17 protein-coding genes are annotated in these 18,648 nt (G+C 69.7%); 7 read left to right on the top strand and 10 right to left on the bottom strand.

The features are described 5' to 3' along the window. Positions 1-20 precede the first annotated feature (20 nt). The 3 genes from dmpG to mhpD are packed head-to-tail and all read right to left on the bottom strand — an operon-like array spanning position 21 to position 2,814. Positions 21-1,052 carry a 4-hydroxy-2-oxovalerate aldolase gene (dmpG, locus tag EST92_RS02385; protein WP_129279315.1) on the bottom strand — a complete coding sequence of 344 codons (1,032 nt, stop codon included), beginning with the start codon at positions 1,050-1,052 and terminating at the stop codon, positions 21-23. Beyond that, the gene (locus EST92_RS02390) at positions 1,049-1,996 is read right to left on the bottom strand and encodes an acetaldehyde dehydrogenase (acetylating) (RefSeq protein WP_129279316.1); all 948 of its coding nucleotides are present in this window, start codon (positions 1,994-1,996) and stop codon (positions 1,049-1,051) included. Before EST92_RS02390 ends, dmpG begins: the two co-directional genes overlap by 4 nt. Then, a complete protein-coding gene (gene mhpD, locus EST92_RS02395) occupies positions 1,993-2,814 on the bottom strand; it encodes a 2-keto-4-pentenoate hydratase (RefSeq protein WP_129279317.1) in 822 nt (273 codons plus the stop codon). Before mhpD ends, EST92_RS02390 begins: the two co-directional genes overlap by 4 nt. 210 nt (positions 2,815-3,024) lie before the next feature. On the opposite strand from mhpD, the gene EST92_RS02400 reads away from it, so the two are divergent. Then, a complete protein-coding gene (locus EST92_RS02400; RefSeq protein ID WP_129279349.1) occupies positions 3,025-3,747 on the top strand; it encodes an IclR family transcriptional regulator in 723 nt (240 codons plus the stop codon). A gap of 75 nt (positions 3,748-3,822) precedes the next feature. Here the strand turns inward: EST92_RS02400 and EST92_RS02405 are convergent, their stop codons facing one another. Then, positions 3,823-4,836, bottom strand: a complete 1,014-nt coding sequence (locus EST92_RS02405; protein WP_129279318.1) for a VOC family protein — start codon at positions 4,834-4,836, stop codon at positions 3,823-3,825. Continuing rightward, entirely contained in the window at positions 4,833-5,696 is an 864-nt protein-coding gene (locus EST92_RS02410) for an alpha/beta hydrolase (protein WP_129279319.1), read from the bottom strand. Before EST92_RS02410 ends, EST92_RS02405 begins: the two co-directional genes overlap by 4 nt. Before the next feature lie 322 nt (positions 5,697-6,018). Here EST92_RS02410 and EST92_RS02415 point away from each other — a divergent pair, with 322 nt between their 5' ends. Further along, positions 6,019-6,651 carry a TetR/AcrR family transcriptional regulator gene (locus tag EST92_RS02415; protein ID WP_129279320.1) on the top strand — a complete coding sequence of 211 codons (633 nt, stop codon included), beginning with the start codon at positions 6,019-6,021 and terminating at the stop codon, positions 6,649-6,651. 129 nt (positions 6,652-6,780) lie between these two features. Here the strand turns inward: EST92_RS02415 and EST92_RS02420 are convergent, their stop codons facing one another. Both EST92_RS02420 and EST92_RS02425 read right to left on the bottom strand, forming a co-directional pair. Next, positions 6,781-8,106, bottom strand: a complete 1,326-nt coding sequence (locus EST92_RS02420; RefSeq protein WP_216849064.1) for an MFS transporter — start codon at positions 8,104-8,106, stop codon at positions 6,781-6,783. Positions 8,107-8,194: 88 nt separating this feature from the next. Then, the gene (locus EST92_RS02425; RefSeq protein WP_129279322.1) at positions 8,195-9,421 is read right to left on the bottom strand and encodes a M20 family metallopeptidase; all 1,227 of its coding nucleotides are present in this window, start codon (positions 9,419-9,421) and stop codon (positions 8,195-8,197) included. A gap of 118 nt (positions 9,422-9,539) precedes the next feature. Here EST92_RS02425 and EST92_RS02430 point away from each other — a divergent pair, with 118 nt between their 5' ends. Then, positions 9,540-10,604, top strand: a complete 1,065-nt coding sequence (locus EST92_RS02430; protein ID WP_129279323.1) for an Lrp/AsnC family transcriptional regulator — start codon at positions 9,540-9,542, stop codon at positions 10,602-10,604. An 18-nt stretch (positions 10,605-10,622) separates the two neighbouring features. Here the strand turns inward: EST92_RS02430 and EST92_RS02435 are convergent, their stop codons facing one another. After that, positions 10,623-11,300, bottom strand: coding sequence for a TetR/AcrR family transcriptional regulator (locus tag EST92_RS02435; RefSeq protein ID WP_129279324.1), 678 nt, complete (start codon positions 11,298-11,300; stop codon positions 10,623-10,625). 145 nt (positions 11,301-11,445) lie between these two features. Between EST92_RS02435 and EST92_RS02440 the strand changes: the two genes are divergently transcribed. Then, positions 11,446-14,652, top strand: coding sequence for a cytochrome P450 (locus EST92_RS02440; protein WP_129279325.1), 3,207 nt, complete (start codon positions 11,446-11,448; stop codon positions 14,650-14,652). A 197-nt stretch (positions 14,653-14,849) separates the two neighbouring features. Here the strand turns inward: EST92_RS02440 and EST92_RS31940 are convergent, their stop codons facing one another. Continuing rightward, entirely contained in the window at positions 14,850-15,275 is a 426-nt protein-coding gene (locus EST92_RS31940; protein WP_129279326.1) for a hypothetical protein, read from the bottom strand. A 286-nt stretch (positions 15,276-15,561) separates the two neighbouring features. On the opposite strand from EST92_RS31940, the gene EST92_RS02450 reads away from it, so the two are divergent. After that, positions 15,562-15,936: a hypothetical protein gene (locus EST92_RS02450; protein ID WP_129279327.1), complete on the top strand. Its 375-nt coding sequence runs from the start codon at positions 15,562-15,564 to the stop codon at positions 15,934-15,936. A 178-nt stretch (positions 15,937-16,114) separates the two neighbouring features. Continuing rightward, positions 16,115-16,948 carry a DUF4184 family protein gene (locus EST92_RS02455; RefSeq protein WP_129279328.1) on the top strand — a complete coding sequence of 278 codons (834 nt, stop codon included), beginning with the start codon at positions 16,115-16,117 and terminating at the stop codon, positions 16,946-16,948. A gap of 50 nt (positions 16,949-16,998) precedes the next feature. On the opposite strand, the gene EST92_RS02460 is transcribed toward EST92_RS02455, so the two are convergent. Next, positions 16,999-17,790, bottom strand: coding sequence for an SDR family NAD(P)-dependent oxidoreductase (locus EST92_RS02460; RefSeq protein ID WP_129279329.1), 792 nt, complete (start codon positions 17,788-17,790; stop codon positions 16,999-17,001). Between the two features lie 245 nt (positions 17,791-18,035). Here EST92_RS02460 and EST92_RS02465 point away from each other — a divergent pair, with 245 nt between their 5' ends. Further along, complete coding sequence (locus tag EST92_RS02465) at positions 18,036-18,602, top strand: TetR/AcrR family transcriptional regulator (RefSeq protein ID WP_129279330.1); 567 nt, start codon at positions 18,036-18,038, stop codon at positions 18,600-18,602. Positions 18,603-18,648: the final 46 nt, after the last annotated feature.

Genomic DNA, 18,648 nt, shown 5'->3' on the forward strand with positions numbered 1-18,648 from the left:
GACCGCGTGCGGCTTTCGGGTCAGGCGGTGGTGCGGGCTGCTACGAGATCGAGGGCGATGTCGGTGATCATGTCTTCCTGGCCGCCGACCAGCTTGCGTCGACCGACCTCGATGAGGATGGCGCGGGCGTCGATGCCGTAGTGGCCGGCGGCCTGCTCGGCGTGGCGCAGGAAGCTGGAGTACACGCCGGCGTAGCCGAGGGTGAGGGTCTCGCGGTCGACCCGCACCTCGCGGTCCTGGAGGGGGCGTACGACGTCGTCGGCGGTGTCCATCAGGGGGAACAGGTCGCAGCCGTGCTCCCAGCCCATCACGTCGGCGACCGCGACGAATGCTTCCAGGGGGCAGTTGCCGGCTCCGGCTCCCTGGCCGGCGAGGGAGGCGTCGACGCGGGTGACGCCGTTTTCGACGGCGACGACCGAGTTGGCCACGCCGAGCCCGAGGTTGTGGTGGGCGTGGATTCCCAGCTCGGTGGACGGATCGAGAACGTCGCGGTAGGCGCGGACGCGGTCGCGTACGCCGTCCATGGTGAGGTGGCCGCCGGAGTCGGTGACGTAGACGCAGTGCGCGCCGTAGGACTCCATCAACCGGGCCTGCTGGGCCAGTTCGGCGGGGTCGGCCATGTGGGACATCATCAGGAAGCCGGCCACGTCCATGCCCAGGTCGCGGGCGGCGGCGATGTGCTGGGCGGAGATGTCGGCCTCGGTGCAGTGGGTGGCGACACGTACCGAGCGGATGCCGAGCGCGTGTGCGCGGCGCAGGTCGTGCACGGTGCCGATGCCGGGCAGGAGAAGGGTGGTGGGCACCGCGTGGGTCACGGCGTCGCAGACGGCCTCGATCCACTCCCAGTCGGTGTGGGCGCCGACGCCGTAGGTGATGCTGGAGCCGGACAGACCGTCGCCGTGGGCGATCTCGATCGCGGCGACTCCGGCGGCGTCGAGTGCGCCGGCGATGGTGCGGGCCTGCTCGACGGTGTAGCGGTGGCGGACGGCGTGCATGCCGTCCCTGAGGGTCACGTCCTGCACGTACAGGGCGTTCTGTGGCAGTGCGGTCATCGGGAGACCACCTTCGTGGCGCGGTGGGCGGCCATGCGCTCGGCGGTGCGCAGGGCGGCCGAGGTCATGATGTCGAGGTTGCCTGCATAGGCGGGCAGGTAGTGGGCGGCGCCCTCCACTTCGAGGAACACCGACACCTTGGCGGCCTGGCCGGACCGGGAGTCGGCCGGCAGCAGGGAGCGCAGTGGGCTGTCGACGGCGACGCGTTCGAACTGCACCTTCTGCTTGAGGCGATAGCCGGGGACGTACGTCTGGACGCGCGCGACCATCTCCTCCACGGAGGCGGTCACTGCGGCGTCGTCGCAGTCACCGATGACGCAGTGCACCGTGTCCCGCATGATGAGGGGCGGCTCGGCGGAGTTGAGGACGATGATCGCCTTGCCGCGGGCCGCGCCGCCGACCTGCTCGATGGCCGACGAGGTGGTCTCGGTGAATTCGTCGAGGTTGGCCCGCGTGCCGGGGCCCGCCGAACGGGAGGAGATGGAGGCGACGATCTCTGCGTAGTGGACCGGGGTCACGTCCGCGACGGCGGCCACGATGGGGGTGGTGGCCTGCCCGCCGCACGTGACCATGTTGACGTTGGGCGCGCTCAGGTGGGCCTCGCCGTTGACCGGCGGCACGACGTACGGGCCGAGCGCGGCAGGGGTGAGGTCGACGACCGAGCGGCCCAGCGTGCGCAGCACCTCGTCGTGGCGCTTGTGCGCGCCGGCGGAGGTGGCGTCGAAGACGAGGGACACGTCCGCGAACTCGTCCAGCTCGACCAGGCCGTCCACGCCCTTGTGGGTGGTCGCGACCTTCAGCCGCCGGGCGCGGGCCAGGCCGTCGGAGTCGGGGTCGATGCCGACCATGGCGGCGATCTCCAGAGAGTCGGAGAGCCGCAGAATCTTGATCATGAGGTCGGTGCCGATGTTGCCCGAGCCGATGACGGCGACCTTCGTGGTCATGCTCCGGTTCCTTCCGTGGCGGGGGCGTCGAACGCGGTGGTGACCGTGCCGAGTCCTTCGATGTGGGCGGTGAACTCGTCGCCTTCGGCGGCGACCGCCATCGGGCCGAGCGCGCCGGTCAGGACGACGTCGCCGGCCCGCAGCGGCTCGCCCAGGCCGGCGAGCGTGGAGGCGAGCCAGAGGGCGGCGGTGAGCGGGCTGCCCAGGCAGTCGACGCCGGTACCCTGCGAGACGGTCTCGCCGTTTCTGGTCAGGGTCATCCGTACGCCGCGCAGGTCGACCCGGTCCAGCGGTACGGGGGCGCCGCCGAGGACGAACAGGCCGCAGGAGGCGTTGTCGGCGACCGTGTCGACGATGGTGATGTCCCAGTCGGCGATGCGGCTGTCGACGACCTCCAGCGCGGGCACGGCGAACGCCGTGGCCCGCAACAGGTCGGCGACGGTCGGGTCCCGGTGCGGCAGGTCCGCGCCGAGTACCAGGGCGACCTCCGCCTCGATCTTCGGCTGCACCAGCCGGCCGGGGGCGATCGGCTGCCCCTCGGGCACCGCCATGTCGGCGAACAGGGCTCCGAAGTCGGGCTGGTCGACGCCGAGTTGGCGTTGCACGGCGGGTGAGGTCAGGCCGATCTTCCGACCTGCCGGGCGCCGCCCGGCGGCGACGCCTCGCTCGACGTTCAGCCGCTGCACCGCGTAGGCGGCCTCGATGTCCGCCTCGGGCAGCAGATCACGCACCGGACGGCACGGGACGCCGGTGCGGGAGGCTTCGGCCAGGACGGCCGCCGCCCCCGCCACCGCACCGGCGGAGTCGTGGGCGTTCATACTTCGCCCCTGTCCGGAGCGGTGCGAGGGGGCTGCGGGATGGGCATGCGGATTACCTCCGGAAGGGAGCGGATCTGGTGTGGGGATCGGTACGGGCGTGCCGACTGTCGAGGCGACGCATGAGACGCAGGCGACGCATGCCAGGTATAGGCGCACCTCGTGAAGGACGGCAAAATATGTTCCATGACACGGAACAGCGCACAGGGAAACATGCTGGACAAGGCAATGGCGGTCCTGGATTGCTTCCGGCCGGACGGCGGCATGTTCCGCCTCACAGAACTCTCTGAGCGGGCAGGTCTGACCAAGACCACGGCGTTCCGGCTGTGTGGCGAACTGGTCCGGCTCGGTCTGCTCGAACGCGATGCGGAGGGCTACCGGCTCGGCGGCAAGCTCTTCGAACTCGGTTCGCTCGTGCCGCGCCGGCATGATCTGCGCGAGGCTGCCCTGCCTTTTCTGCAGGACCTGTTCGAGGCCACGCACGAGACCGTCCATCTGGGGGTGCGCGAAGGCCACGAGGTGGTCTACGTGGAGCGCATCCACGGCCACGGCGCCCTGCGGCTCCCCTCCCGGATCGGCGGTCGGCTTCCCCTGACCTGCACGGGCGTCGGCAAGGCCCTGTTGGCCTTCTCCGGCGCGGAGCTGACGGAGGAGGTGCTGGACACGCCCCTCCCTCGCCTCACACCGCACTCGGTCACCGATCCGGAGCGGCTGCGCACCGCCATCGAGCAGGCTCAGGTTGCGGGCCTGGCCTACGAGGAGGAAGAGGCCGCCCTGGGCGTCAGCTGCATCGCGGCACCCGTCTTCGACGGGCCGGTGGCGGTGGCGGCGCTGTCGGTCGCCGTGCCCCGCAGCCGCTTCCGGCCCGCCCAGCTCGCTCCGGCGGTACGGACCGCCGCGCTGGGACTGTCCCGTGCGTTGCGCTCCGGCACCTGACCGGGCGATGGGCTCACCGGATCGCCCCGGCTGTTGGCCTTCGGCACCTGGACGGGCGCGGTGCGCGACTGCGGGTCAGTCGCCGGGTATGCCTGCGCCGCTCAGCGACAAAACCGTGCTCTCCGGGCGCCCCAGGGAGCGGGCCCCGTCCCGGAACTGGGCGAGTTTGTCGATGATGGTCCGGCCGACCGGAAGGTGGCCCCAGATGCTGATGCCCTGGTAGGTCGTGGGCTCCCAAGTGGACTCGTCGACGACGACGGGGTTCCAGCCGACCTCCCACTCGAAGCCCGATGGGGTGCGGGCGTAGTAGGAGAGTTCCTTGTCGTTGGTGTGCTGGCCGACGGACAACGCCATGTCGAAGCCGAGTTCGTGCACGCGCTGGTAGCTCTGGGCCACGTCATCGAGGGTGGCGGCCTGGATGTTGACGTGCTGCACCCGGGTGCGGACCGCATCGATCGGCAGGCCGCGGGCGGCGGCGATCGCGATGGAGTGGTGGCGTTCGTTGACGCGCAGGAAGCGAATCTTGAACTTGACGCCGCTGAAGGTCTCGTCGATGTAGTCGGTCAGGCGGGCGTCGAAGACGGTGTGGAAGTAGGAACGGGTCTGCGCCGGCTTGGTGGAGGTCAGCGCGATGTGACCCATGCCGCTGTCGCCGGTGACGAAGCCTGAGGCGAGCATGCGCAGCGGCTCGTCCGACGTCGCCGGGGTGGTGTAGATCTCCTGCGTGATGCCCTTGGGGCCGGGGAATCGCAGCAGGCGCTCGACACCGCGTAGGGCGGCCTCCTCGTCGGTGCCGACGGTGAGGGGGACGCCGTGGGAGCGGATGCGGGCCTCGATGCGTTCGAAGGTGGCGTGGTCGTCGACGTGCCAGCCGGTCGCGACGACGTCCTCGGCGGGGCCACGCCGGAGCAGGAAGCGGCATTCCTGGTCGTCGAGGCGGAAGCGCATCAGGTTGCGGGAGAGGGCGTCGTGGTGCATGCCGATGGCATCGGTGCCGAAGCGGCGCCAGTCGGCGAAGCGGTTGCTCTCGATGACGATGTATCCGAGGTGGACCGCGCCGAAGATGGACGGGGCGTCATGGGGGATCATCGGCGGCCGGCCAGGAAGTCGGCGCACAGGCGGTTGAACAGGTCGGTGCGCTCGAACTGCACCCAGTGTCCGGTGTTGGCGGCGAGGTACAGATCGCAGTTGGGCATGCGGTCGGCCAGCATCCGGCCGCCGGCCGGCCGGTTGACCTTGTCCTCGGCGCCCCACAGGACGAGGGTGGGCACGGGCAGCTTGCCCAGGCGCGGGTCGCGGGTGAAGTCCATCTTCCACAAGGTGCGCAGCCCGGCGGGGCGTTGCAGCGGCGGAGAGGCGATCACCTCGGGGTCGATGCTGGCCTGGTAGCGCTCCTCGATGGCGGAGTCCGGGACCTCCGCGGCGTTGAAGACGAGGTAGTTGCGGATGAACTTCTCCAGCTTCAGCCGCGAGGGGCCCTCGCCGGTGTAGTAGCCCAGCAGGTTGTTGAGTCCGGCAGTGGGCAGGGCCCGGGTGTTGCCGACCCCGCCGGGCCCCATCAGCACCATCCGGTCGACCCGCTCAGGGGTGTCCAGGGCCAGCCGCAGGGCGCAGGCGCCGCCGTAGGAGTTGCCGACCAGATGGGCCTTGTCCAGGCCGAGTGCGTCCATCAGGCCACGGATGCCGTCGGCCAGGTAGCCGAAGGGGTCGCTGCCGTCGACACCCTTGGAGCTGCGCCCGTAGCCGGGCAGGTCGGGCACGATGACCCGGTACTCCTTGGCCAACTCGGCAATGTTGCGGGCGTAGTTGGATACGCCGGAGGCGCCGGGGCCGCCGCCGTGCAGCAGGAGCACGGGCGGGCCGTCACCCGCCTCCGCGGCGAAGATCTTCTTTCCGCCGATGTCGTACGTCGTCTCCTGCATCGTCGGCAGGTCGGTCTGCGGGGTCATGGTGTCGGTCCTTACTGGGCGGTCTCGCGGTCGGACGGGGTGCGTCGGCAGGGACAAGGCCGCTGGAGCGGTGGCGGGTGTCGGGTGTGTGGAGGCGGCTGCGGAGACGCAGGCGTGGGGTCGCAGGGCGAAGGCGCCCGTACGGCGGGTGGTCACCCAGGGCAGCAGGACGCTTTCCCTGGCCATCCGCGGCCGGGACCCCAGCTGACGCTCACCGGCTCCTCGTGGCGCTTGCTGTAGCGTTCACTCCAATTGGAATGAACGCTACACTAAGCTCGACGCCGGATACGGTCAAGTCCCGGCGCAACAGGAGGGACGTGCCATGACCAGGCCGCAGACGACGCGCCGGAAGCGGGCGAACGGAATGGAGTCGCGCCAGCGCATCCTCGACGCCGCCGTGGAGATCGCGGGCGAGCGCGGGTACGAGGGAACGTCCATCGCGGCCGTCAGTGCCAAGTGCGGGCTGCCGGCGAGCTCGATCTACTGGCATTTCAAGGACAAGGACGACCTGATCGCCGCGGTCATCGAGCGCAGCTTCGACAGTTGGCTCGCCGCGGTGGAACTGCCGGGCGAGGAGACGGGTACGTCCCTGCAGCGGGTCACCGTCATGGCCGCGAACGTGGCCAAGTCACTGGTCGAGGCGCCCGACTTCCTGCGCCTCGGTCTCATGCTCGCCCTGGAGCGGCGGCCCACCGAGCCCCGCGGCCGGACCGTCTTCCTCCAGGCCAGGGGAGTCGCGCGCCAGAAGATCACCGAGATGCTGCAGACCCTCTTCCCCGAGTTGGACGAGGCCGAGATCCACACGCTCACGACATACGCCATCGCGGGCTCCGACGGCCTGTTCGTACAGCGGGAGATCACCGGCGACGCCGTCGACTTGAGGGCGATGTTCGAACTGCATGCCCAGTCGGTGCACGAGATGGCACGCCGCATGGCGGCCAGAGCGGGACGGTGACCGGGACCGGTCCCGGACTTGGCATGCCCACAGGCAAGGGCCCCGGCCACCTCGGGTGGTGGCCGGGGCCGGGTACCGCTCGGGCAACGGCGCTTGAACCGAGCGGAGTTCATCGGCTGCGGGCGGGCCCTACTCCAGTGGCTTGGCTCGTGTCTCGGGGCCGGTGAGGACGACCAGGGCGCCGACCAGCAGCAGAGCGATGTTGTAGCCGGTGAAGTAGTTCTGTGCGTCGTGACTGGCGAGCCAGGTCTGCAGGTAGGGGGTGGTTCCGCCGAAGAGTGCCACGGCGATCGCGTACGGGACGCCGGTGCCGGTGGTACGCACATGGGTGGGGAACAGTTCGGCGAAGAGCGCGGGCGCAATGGACGCGCACATCGCGGTGAAGAGGAGGGCGATGGTCATGGCCAGGCCGAGCTGCCAGACTCCGCCCGCTCGGGCCAGGAGCAGCAGGGGGTAGGCGAGCACTGCCATGCCCAGAAAGAAGATCAGCATGTTGGGCCGGCGTCCGAGCCGGTCGGACAGCGATCCGCACAGCGGCAGCGCCGCGATGAAGATCAAGAGTGCGACCACCTCGGCGAGCAGCACTGCGGTCGAGTCCAGCTTCGTCACGCCGATCGCGTAGGTGGGGGCGGCAGTGGTCCAGGCCTGGTAGGTCACCGTGAAGCCTGCGGTCAGGCCGATCACCCGCCCGGCAGCGGCACGGTTCTGCCACATGCCGCGCAGCACGGACACGCGCTGCGGTGCCGCACTTCGGGAGGTGCGTTCCTTGTTGAAGGCGTGCGTTTCCGTGAGTTTGCGTCGTAGGAAGAGGGCGTAGATGCCGAGCAGTCCGCCGATGACGAACGGTACCCGCCAGCCCCATGCCTTCAGGGCCTCCGTGCCGTACAGGGCCGCGAGGCCGGCGCCCAGCAGGGTGGCGATCAGCATGCCGCAGGCCCCGGAGACGTAGATGGTGCTGGTCCACCGGCCGCGGCGCTCGGGTGGGGCCGTCTCGGCGAGGTAGGTCTGGGAAGAGGGCAGTTCGCCGCCATGGGCCATGCCCTGGGTGAGCCTGGCCAGGAGCAGAATCAGCGAGGCCACGGCGCCGATGCTCGCGTAGGTGGGGGCGAGGCCTATCGCCAGGCTGCCCACCGACCCCATGCCGATCGAGAGCACCATGGCCAGGCGTCGGCCCTTGCGGTCCGCGAGCCGGCCGAAGACGAAGGCGCCGATCGGCCGCATCGCGAAGCCCACCGCGAAGATGGCCAGTGTGGACAGCAGGGCCGACAGTTCGTTGTCCGGATTGAAGAACTGCTGGGCGAAGAACGGCGCGAAGATGCCGTAGACGTGCCAGTCGTACCATTCGAGCGCGTTGCCGATGCCGGTGCCGATGAGGGCACGACGTTGTTCTCGGCCGGAGTGTCTGTGGCCCGGCTCGGTGACGGGCACCGGGCGGGTGGAGGGTGCGGGTGACAAGGGGGACCTCCAGGTGAGCGACGGGGCAGGGGGGAGCGACGGGGGCAGGGTGAGCGACGGGTGGGGGCAGGGTGAGCGACGGGGACGGTCAGCAGGCGGGAGTCGCAGCGAGTCCTCCGGCAGGCTGTGCTGCCAGTCGGCGGGTGGCCAGATCGGCGTAGAGAGCGGCGCCGTCGCACAGCACGCCCTCGTCGAACTCCGCATAGGGAGAGTGGTTGTTCGCCACTGTCGAAGGGTCTGCACCGGCCGGAGCGGCGCCCAGCATGACCAGGCTGCCGGGCACCTCGGCCAGGATGCGGGAGAAGTCCTCGGCGCCGGTGAGGGGGTGGGCGAGCGGCCGGAAGCGGTGCTCGCCGAAGGTCTCGGTGACGGTGGACCGGACGAAGGCGGTCTCGCGCTCGTCGTTGACCGTCACCGGGTAACGCTTGGTGAACTCGACCTCCGCCCGCAGACCGTGGGCGGCGGCGATCTGGCGTACGAGGGTCACCACCGCGTCCTGCATCCGGTTCTGCGCCCGGGTGGAGAACGTGCGCACGGTGCCCTCCATCCGCACCGTTTCGGGGATCACGTTGCGGCGGGTGCCGGCGTGGAGGGAACCGATGGTCAGGACGACCGGATCGAAGGGGTCGCAGGTCCGGGAGACCATGGTCTGCAGCGCGGTGACCATCTCGCATGCCGCGGGCACCGGATCCTTGGCCCGGTGCGGCGCCGAGGCATGTCCGCCGGCCCCGATGACGGTGACATCCACGTTGTTGGTCGCCGCCATGGTCGCACCGCTGCGCGCCATGAAGACGCCGGCGGGAAAGTCGGTGGTGAACACGTGCAGTGCGTAGGCCGCGACCGGCCGTGGCCCCGCGGCCTCCAGGATGCCTTCGGCCAGCATCGCGCCCGCTCCGTCGCACCCCTCCTCGCCCGGCTGGAACATCAGCACCACGTCGCCGGCGAGATCCTGCCGCCGCGCGGCGAGCAGATGGGCGGCACCGACCAGCATCGTGGTGTGCAGATCGTGGCCGCAGGCGTGCATGACGCCCGGTGTCGCGGAGGAGAATTCCAGACCGGTGCGCTCCGTCACCGGCAGGGCGTCCATGTCCGCCCGGAGCAGCACGACGGGTCCCGGCCGCCCTCCGCGCAGCACTGCCGTGACCGAGGACAGATGGCTGCCCGTGGAGATCTCCAGTGGCAGGCCGTCCAGCGCTCCCAGCACTTTCTCCTGGGTACGCGGCAGGTCCAGCCCCACCTCGGGATCGGTGTGCAGGCCGCGACGCAGCCGGACCAGCTCTTCGCGCATCGCGGTCGCATCCTCATAGGTCGCCATGACAGCGGGTGCACCTCCAGGGACTCGGGCATGGTGTCGAACGGCGGATGTCCCTAGGGTGGACAGGCGCGCGACAGCAGCGCCGAAATCAGCGGGAACGTTCACAGGGTGCGATCCAATGCAAGATTCGTTCAGCCTCGACGAAGATGATCTGTCGCTGATCAATGTGATGCAGATAGCGCCGCGGGCCACCTGGACCGAAGTGGGAAAGGTTCTCGGCCTCCACTCGGCCACGGTGGCGCGGCGCTGGGAGCGCATGACCAAACAGGGCGTCGTCTGGGTGACCGCCTACCCGAACCTGGCGCTGTGGACCGAACAGTGCTGTCTGGCCTTCATCGAAGTCGACTGCCAACCCACCGCCCGACAGCAGGTGGTGGATGCGCTCGCCGGCGTGCCGCAGATCGCCTCGGTCTCCCAGGTCGCCAGCGGCCGCGACCTGTTCCTTGTGGCCCTGTTCCCCGACCTTCAGGCGCTGTCGCAGTTCGTACTGGACCACGTCAGCCAGCTGCCCGGAGTACGCGGCACCCGTACCAGCACCGCAACCCGCTTCTACAGCGAAGGCAACAAGTGGCGGCTCCAGGCTCTCTCGCCCGACCAGCGCGCCCACCTGACCCGCCACCACCCGCAGACCTCCGCAGGAAGCCGGACGTCCCACGAAGGGTTCCGCGATCTTCTGCTGCCGCTGTCGTCCGACGGCCGCCGGACAGCCGCCGAACTCGCCGCCCTCACCTCGACCAGCGTGTCCACCACCCGCCGGCGCCTGGAACGCATGGTCCGAGAGGGCCTGGTGTCCTTCCGCTGCGAAGTGTCCGACGTCATCAGCGGCTGGCCCGTGCACGCCTACTTCTGGGCCCGCGTCCCCGCCCACGAACTCGACAGGATCGCTCAGACGCTGCTGACCCTGCCGGAAATCAGGATGTGCGCCGCGATCACCGGAACGGACAACCTGCTCGTCATCGTCTGGCTACGCTCCCTCGGCGACAGCCAGCGTCTGGAGACCGGCCTCGCCGAACGATTCCCCACGCTGACCCTGACCGAACGCGCCATCGTCCTGCGCATGAGCAAACGCATGGGCTGGCTACTCGACGACCACGGTCGACGTACCAGCCCGATATCCCTCGATCCCTGGGCGGACATCCCCTACGACCCACCCCCGGATGAGGCCGGTACGAGCACGTCATGACACCCAGGGGCGACTCGTCTACGCGTTGCCGCCCTCGGTTCCACGGCCCGCGACGCAAGCAGCCGTCTGGCTCTCCACACCGGCGATCGCGGCCTCCAGCGCGCGGCGGAACAAGGTGTCCGCATCGGCCGACGTCACCTCGGACGCCTCTTCCCCACCGTGAACGGCAGGCGAGGCAGGCAGGCTCGTCCATCGCTGCAGCGCTCCGTTCAGTTCGGTGAGCAACAGCCCCGAGAACACGGCACACAGCACAGCGCCCACCCGGGGGATCTCGCGTTGCGGCACTCCCGCGGCGGCGAGTGTCCCCGTGAGCCCCAGCCAGAAGGGGTCCTCCGGCTGGATGAAGTCGGGGTGGCTGAAGGTGTGCGCCACCAGATTGGGGTGGCGGTGAGCCAACGCGCGGAAGTCCAGGGCGAGTTGGTGTAGTCGCTCCTGCCAGGGCCGGTCCTCCGCTTCCGGCGTGCGGAACTGGGAGCCGACCAGCTTCGCCACGCCGCGCAGCAGGGCTTCTTTGTTCGGCACGTGGTGGTAGAGCGACATCGGGTTGGCGTTCAGCTCGGCCGCGAGTTTGCGCATGGTGAGCGCCTCGACCCCGGCGGCGTCGATGAGGCGCAGCGCCGCGACGCAGATGCCTTCCTCGGTGAGCGGTACGTCCCTCTTCCTCGTCCCTCGGGGGGCCCTCCTCGGCGTTTCCATACGCCGTATGGTATCACTGGGGCCAGTTCCATACAGCGTATGGAAACGACGGTGCGCTGCCGTATCGGCGGCCGCTGTTCCCGTGGCAGGCTGCCGCCGCGGCCACCTCCGCCACCCGCGGACCCATCCGGACGAGGAGTACCTCATGGCCGATTTCCACCCCATACCGGCCCCGCGCGGGGCCCCGCTCGTCGGGAACACCCTGCAGATCCCGTCGGAGGGCCCGGCCCAGTACCTCGCCGAGCTGGGCCGCCGGTACCCCGAGGGCCTCTACGGTCTGGACATCGCCGGTGTCGACCAGGTCTTCGTCTACGACCCCGACCTGGTCACCGAGGTCTGCGACCCGGCCCGGTTCGGCAAGCCGATCGACCCGCCGTTGTCCCACGTCCGCGACTACACCGGCGCCGGGCTGTTCACCGCCCGCGAGGACGAGGAGGTCTGGGGCGAGGCCCACCGGATCCTGATGCCGGCGTTCGGCCAGCGGTCGATGAAGGCGTACTTCCCGCAGATGCTGGAGGTGGCCCAGGAACTGGTCGGCAAGTGGCAGCGCTCCCAGGAACGGCCCGTCAACGTGCCCGACGACATGACCCGGCTGACCCTGGACACCATTGCCCTGTCCGGATTCGGCTATCGGTTCCACTCCTTCCAGCGCGACGAACTGGACCCCTTCCTCCAGGCGATGCTGCACGCACTGACGGTGTCCATGGGCCGGATGACCCAACTGCCGCTGGTCACCAAGCTCAAGCGGCGCGAGGACAGGTCCTACCAGGACAGCATCCGGCAGATGCAGGAACTCGTCGACAACGTGATCAGGGAGCGCCGCCAGGGGATCGGCACCGGTGAACGGGACCTGCTCGGCCTGATGCTGGACGCCTCCGACCCGGTCACCGGCACACAGCTGGATGACGAGAACATCCGGGACCAGACGCTGACGTTCCTCATCGCCGGTCATGAGACGACCAGCGGCCTGCTCTCGTTCGCGCTGTACTCGCTGCTGCGCAACCCGCATGTGCTCGCCCAGGCGTATGCGGAGGTGGACCGGCTGCTGCCCGGGGACACCGTCCCCGACTACGAGACGATCATGAAGCTGGACGTCATCCCACGCGTCCTGGACGAGACCCTCCGCCTGTGGTCCCCCATCCCGCTCATCGGCAAGATGGCGCGGGAAGACACCGTCATCGGCGGCCGCTACCGTCTGAAGAAGGGTCAGAAGACCAGCATCGTCTTCCCGCTGCTCCACAACCACCCCAAGGCGTGGGACCGACCGCAGGACTTCGACATCGACCGCTGGCTTCCCGAGAACAAAGCGGGACACCACCCGCACGCCTACAAGCCCTTCGGCGACGGTGAACGCGCCTGCATCGGGCGCCAGTTCGCGCTCACCGAGGCCCGTCTCGCCCTGGCGCTCGTGCTGCAGAAGTTCGCCGTCTCCGACCCGGCCGACTACCGGATGCACATCAAGGAGGCGCTGACCTTCAAGCCGTCCGATTTCCACGTCCGCATCCAGTCGCGCCGGGCGCACGAGCGCCACGTTTTCGACGCGGGCCCGGTCGCGCTGACCGGCGGTGACGAACGGGAGGCCGCGATCCGCGGTGTCGGCGTGCGCCTCACCGTCGCCTACGGCTCGAACCTCGGCAGCACGGAGGACCTGGCGCAGACGATCGCCGACCGGGCCGGCCGTTCCGGCTTCGACACCACGTTGACCACGCTCGACGACCTGGCGGACCACCTGCCGGCCGAGGGCCTTCTCGTCACCGTCGCCGCGAGCTACAACGGCAAGGCCCCCGACAACGCCCAGCGCTTCGACGAGCTGATCGCCACCGGACTGCCCGAGGGCGCACTGTCCGGGGTGCGCTTCGCGGTACTGGGTACCGGCAACACGCAGTGGACGACCTACCAGGCGTTCCCGCGCCGGATCGAGGCCGCCCTGCTGGCCGCGGGAGCCACCCCGGTGGTCGACCGAGGTGAGGTCGACGCCTCGGGCGACTTCGACGGCATGGCCTCCGCCTGGACGAACATCCTGTGGTCGGCGCTGGCGGAGGAGTACGCCGCCGACACCGCCGCGGACGACGGCCCGCCCTTCCGGGTGCAACTCCTCGGCGAGGCCGAGGTACGCCCCTCGATCGTCTCCGAGCAGGCGTACCCACTGACCGTCGTCGCCAACGAGGAACTCGTCGGCGACCCGACCGGACTGTGGGACTTCAGCATCGAGCCACCGCGGCCGTCGGCGCGGTCGATCACGGTCGAACTGCCGGCAGACGTCGACTACGACACCGGCAACCACCTGGCGGTCTTCGCCAAGAACGACCCGGCGCTGGTCGCCCGTGCCCTCGGCCGGCTCGGCCTCGACCGCGACCAGGTGCTCCGGCTCGACCCGGTGAACGGGGGCGGCAGGACACATCTGCCGGTGGGCGTGCCCGTCCCCGCGGAACTGCTCCTGACCCAGTTCCTGGAGCTCCAGGACGTCGCCACCCGCGCCCACATACGGACGCTCGCCGACCACACCCGGTGCCCCTGGACCCGGCCCCAGCTGGAGGCTTACACGGGCGACACCGAGGAGGCCGAGCGGCGCTACCGGACGGAGATCCTCGACAAGCGCGTCCCGGTGCTCACCCTGCTGGAGCGCTTCCCCGCCGTGGAACTGCCGCTGGCGGACTTCCTCGACATGATGGGGCCCCTCCGCCCCCGCTTCTACTCCATCTCCTCCTCGCCCCTGGCCGACCCACGACAGGTGCGGCTGACCGTCGGACTTGTCGAAGGCCCCGCGCTGTCGGGCGAGGGCGAGCACCGGGGCCTGTGCTCGCAGTACCTGCGCAGGCTGGAGCCCGGAGACGTCTTCTACGGCTACGTACGTGTGCCGTCGCCGACCTTCGCACCGCCGGCCGACCCCACGACACCGCTCGTCCTCATCGGCCCCGGCACCGGCATCGCGCCGCTGCGGGGATTCCTGGAGGAGCGCGCCCGGCAGCACGCGGGCGGCACGGAAGTCGGCATGTCCCAGGTCTTCGTCGGCTGCCGCCACCCGGAGCACGACTGGTTCTACCGGGAGGAGATGCAGAGCTGGGAGGAGTCCGGGATCGCCCGCGTGCACACCGCCTTCTCCGCCGTCCCCGACCACCCGGCCCGGTTCGTCCAGCACGCGATCGCCGCCGCCTCGGACACGGTGTGGGACGCTCTCGACAACGGCGCGTACCTCTACGTCTGCGGCGACGGCCGCCGCATGGCACCGGCCGTACGCGAGGCACTCGCCGCCGTCCACCGGGCTCACACCGGAAGCGACGACGCCGCCGCCCAGGAATGGCTCGCCCGGCTCGATGCCGACGGGCGCTACCAGCAGGACGTCTTCGCCTGACCCCGCTCGTCGTGGCTCACCATGATCTGTTGGCCGGGATGCGGTGCCTCGCTCGTGGCCAGGACCGGGGTCCGACATGCGAAAGGGGCCCGCTCCTGGCGGGCCCCTCGGGGGTGGTGTTGTCGGTGACAAGGGCAAGGACGATCCTCCGCCTTGCTCCCCAGCTCACGTCCCCCTTGTCGTCCTGTGCTACCTCGTCAGCAGCCCGGGAACGTCGCCGCCGGGGTTTCGAAGGTCCCTTGTCCCCTGACCTTGATCAGGCCAACGGCCTTCTTGCAGGGCCAGCTCATCTTCCAGGTGTTGGTGGCCCGGTCGCCGTCGCTGATGGTCTCCAGCCCGGCGTACGACGACGAACCGTTCATGCGATACCCGAGTTGCGCCTTGATGTTCGCGCCACCCTTTTTGGTGTAGATGACATCGATGGACTGGGGCCGGCTGTCCATGACGATGCAGAGTTGCCCCTTGCTCAAGCGGGTGCACTTGACATGGTCCGACCCTGACATCACCTTCTGCGACGCGTGGGCGGGCGTCGCCTCGGCTCCAGCCGCATGAGCCGGAACCGTGACAAGCGAGAAACCGACGGCCGCACACGCGGCGGCAGCCAGCGAAACACGACGAATCATGGAAATCCCCCCGTTCAGTAGGTTCCTGACGGTACAAAAGATCGATCAGTTGCACGACCCATTTTCGGACAAGCTTCATCCTTGTTCGACCCGAAGGCATGAGGGATGTCGCATGGGTCCACGAGTCCCTGACGTGGCACGACGCCGGAAAACGATGGCGTCGGGGCCCCGGCAGGGCCGAGGAGATCGCCACGCTCGGTTCCTGCCACCATCACACTCTTCTGCCACAACTCACCTCTATCTATGGTGTGTTGAGACCGCAGAGCGCGGTCGAAGGGAGATCCTCATGCCTATGCAGACCAGCCGCGCATCGCACCACCTTCCTCGCTTCGAAGACGCAGAGCCGCTCGGCCCCCAGGACGCGGAGTTCGCCCGGGACATCAAGGCCGTACTGGAGAAGCACGGCAACCTGGACCGGTTCGGTCTGGTCCTGTTACACGACCACTTCTCGGTCGACAGCGACGAAGTGCTCGTCGAGACGAACGATCCACAGGCCCGCACACTCCACGTCGAGGTGGAGAAGAAGGCAGAGACCAAGCACGCCCGGCCCTCGCAGTGGCGGTTCGCCGCGGACTCCGAGGAGACGCCCACCGCACAGAGCGACCGCACCCCCTACGAGGTGCTGATGCTGTGCCTGACCCTGGCCTGCGAAGACCGCTGAGGTCGGGCGCCCCCGGCTGACACGGGCACCCATGGACATGGGGAGGGCTGTACGAGCTACCTCGGGTACAGCCCTCGCTGTGCTTCGCCGATCAGGTACGGGGGTGGGTGGCCGTACGCCGACCATAAGGGCATACGGTGACGGCGTCCCGACCGCATCTGGCAGAGAGAACGCGCACGTGCCGTACACCCTCAGTCATGTCGCAGCCGTCCTTCCGGGGATACGCCGGGACGGCGGAGCGCGGGGGCCACTGCTGGCCTCGGCGCTCGTCGCCGGTTCGTTCTCACCCGACATGACCTACTTCGCGGATTCCCTGCTGCCGGGGGCCATGGCCTACGGGCATGTCACCCACGATCCCACCGGGCCACTGCTCGTGGATGCGCTCGTGTCCGCGCTGCTGGTGGGCGGCTGGCTGCTGGTCCGCGAACCGATGGTGGCTCTGTTGCCTCGGGCCTGGCAGGGCCGGGTGTACACCCTGGCACGCGGTCGCTCCTGGCGGGGCCGGGCCGTCGTGCCGCTGGTGTTCTGGTTCTGGGTGTCCGCCGTCCTGGGCGCGGCAACGCATATCGCCTGGGACACCTTCACCCACCACGGCCGTTGGGGAGTGCGGCACCTCCCCCTCCTCAACGAGGTCGTGGCGGGTTTTCCGCTCTACTCCTATGTGCAGTACGGCAGTTCGGCGCTCGCCCTGCTGCTGATCGGCGCTTTCGTCGTCTCGGCGATGCGCCGGTTGCCGCGGGAAACCCCGGTGGCGGCCGACCTGCCGCGGCTGACGGAGCGGGAGCGCGTGCTGGCAGCCGGGCTGCTGACGCTGGCCGTCCTTGCCGGCGTGGCGCATCGCTGCCTGCGTTCGTTCGAGGAGATCACCACCGGAACCGAGGGTGCCGCACTGTTCCACTTCGTTCCCACTGCGATGTTCGGGGCGGGGGCAGGACTCGCGCTCGGGCTGCCGCTCCATGCGCTGCTCGTACGCTTCCTGCGTCGTACGAAGAAGCACCACGTCAGCTCCTGAAGCCTGCGGGGCCTCGCTCCCCGCGCGCAGGCTCCGGCCCGACCGGCCGGCTACCGCCTGTCCCGCTGGGCCGCCGCGACCTCGTTGAGGGTGCGCTCGGCGCTGGAGCCGCGCTGCGCCTTCTCCGCGAAGCCGGGAAACTGTCCGGCGAGGGCACTGAGCACCCTCAACTCCAATGGCGCGACGTTGACTTCGCACAGATCGCGCTCGACGGCCCGCACCACTCCCGCCACCACCTGCCCCGGGGAGACCATGCGCACACCGGCCGGCGGGGTGGCGCCCGTGGCGGCGAACATGCCGACGTCGCGGACGGCGCCGGGCTGGACCAGCGAGACGCCCACCCCCGTACCGTGCAGGTCCTGGCGGAAGGAGAGCGCGAAGCCGCGCAGCCCGAACTTGGCCGCGCTGTACAGCGAGGAGTACTTGGTGGCCGTCTTCCCGGAGATCGAGCCGACGAGGACGATATGCCCCCGGCCCGCCTCGACCATCCGGGGCGCGAGCGCGCGGGCCAGCATGAGGGGGGCGCGCAGGTTCACGGTCAGCGCGCGGTCGATCTGCTCGGGCGTGTAGTCGAGGAGATCGCCACTGGCAGGCATCGCGGCGTTGGCGATCAGAATGTCCGTGTCGGGGGCGGCCTTGGCGAGGTGGTCGACCTGCTCCGGGTCGGCGAGATCGGCGGTGACCGCTCGGGCACCGAGCTCTTCGGCGAGTGCCTCAAGGGCATCGGCACGGCGCCCGGAGAGGACGAGCTCGGCCCCCTTGGCGGCCAATTCTCGGGCCATGGCCTGACCGATGCCGCCCACGGCCCCGGTCAGGAGAACGGTTGATCCTTCGATGCGCATAGGACGAGCCTCCCGAAAACTGTTCGTTCGAACGAACAGTATGGAGTGAGGGTGACCGTGTCAACGGCAGATCCCGCCGGGGCGGGCCGACGGTCGGCGACCCACTGCTCGGGCCACCCTGCGACGGGAAGGCACCGATCCGCCGGGAGGGGCACCCCTTGCTGCCCGGCTGGAGGGCGGTCCGCGCTGATCGGAGCGGCCCCCTTCCCCCTTGCCTGGAGGGCGGCGCTGGCACAATGACTGCCATGGCCAAGCCCCCCGGAACCCGGCAGCGGATCATCGACGCCGTCCTGCGCATCATCGGTGAGGACGGCATCGCCGCGGTCACCAACCGGCGGATCGCCAAGGAGGCCGAGGTCTCCCTCGGATCGGTCACCTACCACTTCGCGACCCAGCACGAGATGCTGCGCGAGAGTCTGCTGCACTTCGTGGCCGAGGAGACCCGGCGCCTCACCGAGCTCGCCGCGCAGTGCCAGACCGAGGGAATGGACGAAGACCGGGCCGCCGCCACGGTCGGCCAGGTCGCCGGGGGTACGCCGTTCGACAGCAGGCACATCGCCCCCTTCGAGCTCTACGTCCAGGCCGGCCGCGACGAGCGGCTGCGCACCGCGGCCGAGCAGTCCTTCGCCGCGTACGACCAGTTGGTCACCCGGATCTTCACCGGTCTCGGCGTACCCGACGCCGAACGGATGGCGAGCAGCGCCGTCGCGCTGGTCTTCGGGCTGCAACTGCGCAGCCTGGCCACCGGTCGGCCGGCCGAGGAACTCGTCGACGCGCTGATGCTGTTGGCCCGCGGGGCACAGCACTCCTGACCCCCGCGCCGGTCACGGCGGAGGGTCGGCGAGGTCGAGTGCGGCG

This window comes from Streptomyces sp. TM32, from assembly GCF_004122755.1.
Taxonomy (GTDB): Bacteria; Actinomycetota; Actinomycetes; order Streptomycetales; family Streptomycetaceae; genus Streptomyces; species Streptomyces sioyaensis.

Excerpts from the sequence above, each read along its gene's own strand:
- dmpG (WP_129279315.1), bottom strand. The coding sequence starts at position 1,052 with ATGACCGCACTGCCACAGAACGCCCTGTACGTGCAGGACGTGACCCTC.
- EST92_RS02390 (WP_129279316.1), bottom strand. The coding sequence starts at position 1,996 with ATGACCACGAAGGTCGCCGTCATCGGCTCGGGCAACATCGGCACCGAC.
- mhpD (WP_129279317.1), bottom strand. The coding sequence starts at position 2,814 with ATGAACGCCCACGACTCCGCCGGTGCGGTGGCGGGGGCGGCGGCCGTC.
- EST92_RS02400 (WP_129279349.1), top strand. The coding sequence starts at position 3,025 with ATGCTGGACAAGGCAATGGCGGTCCTGGATTGCTTCCGGCCGGACGGC.
- EST92_RS02405 (WP_129279318.1), bottom strand. The coding sequence starts at position 4,836 with ATGATCCCCCATGACGCCCCGTCCATCTTCGGCGCGGTCCACCTCGGA.
- EST92_RS02410 (WP_129279319.1), bottom strand. The coding sequence starts at position 5,696 with ATGACCCCGCAGACCGACCTGCCGACGATGCAGGAGACGACGTACGAC.
- EST92_RS02415 (WP_129279320.1), top strand. The coding sequence starts at position 6,019 with ATGACCAGGCCGCAGACGACGCGCCGGAAGCGGGCGAACGGAATGGAG.
- EST92_RS02425 (WP_129279322.1), bottom strand. The coding sequence starts at position 9,421 with ATGGCGACCTATGAGGATGCGACCGCGATGCGCGAAGAGCTGGTCCGG.
- EST92_RS02430 (WP_129279323.1), top strand. The coding sequence starts at position 9,540 with ATGCAAGATTCGTTCAGCCTCGACGAAGATGATCTGTCGCTGATCAAT.
- EST92_RS02435 (WP_129279324.1), bottom strand. The coding sequence starts at position 11,300 with ATGGAAACGCCGAGGAGGGCCCCCCGAGGGACGAGGAAGAGGGACGTA.
- EST92_RS02440 (WP_129279325.1), top strand. The coding sequence starts at position 11,446 with ATGGCCGATTTCCACCCCATACCGGCCCCGCGCGGGGCCCCGCTCGTC.
- EST92_RS31940 (WP_129279326.1), bottom strand. The coding sequence starts at position 15,275 with ATGATTCGTCGTGTTTCGCTGGCTGCCGCCGCGTGTGCGGCCGTCGGT.
- EST92_RS02450 (WP_129279327.1), top strand. The coding sequence starts at position 15,562 with ATGCCTATGCAGACCAGCCGCGCATCGCACCACCTTCCTCGCTTCGAA.
- EST92_RS02460 (WP_129279329.1), bottom strand. The coding sequence starts at position 17,790 with ATGCGCATCGAAGGATCAACCGTTCTCCTGACCGGGGCCGTGGGCGGC.
- EST92_RS02465 (WP_129279330.1), top strand. The coding sequence starts at position 18,036 with ATGGCCAAGCCCCCCGGAACCCGGCAGCGGATCATCGACGCCGTCCTG.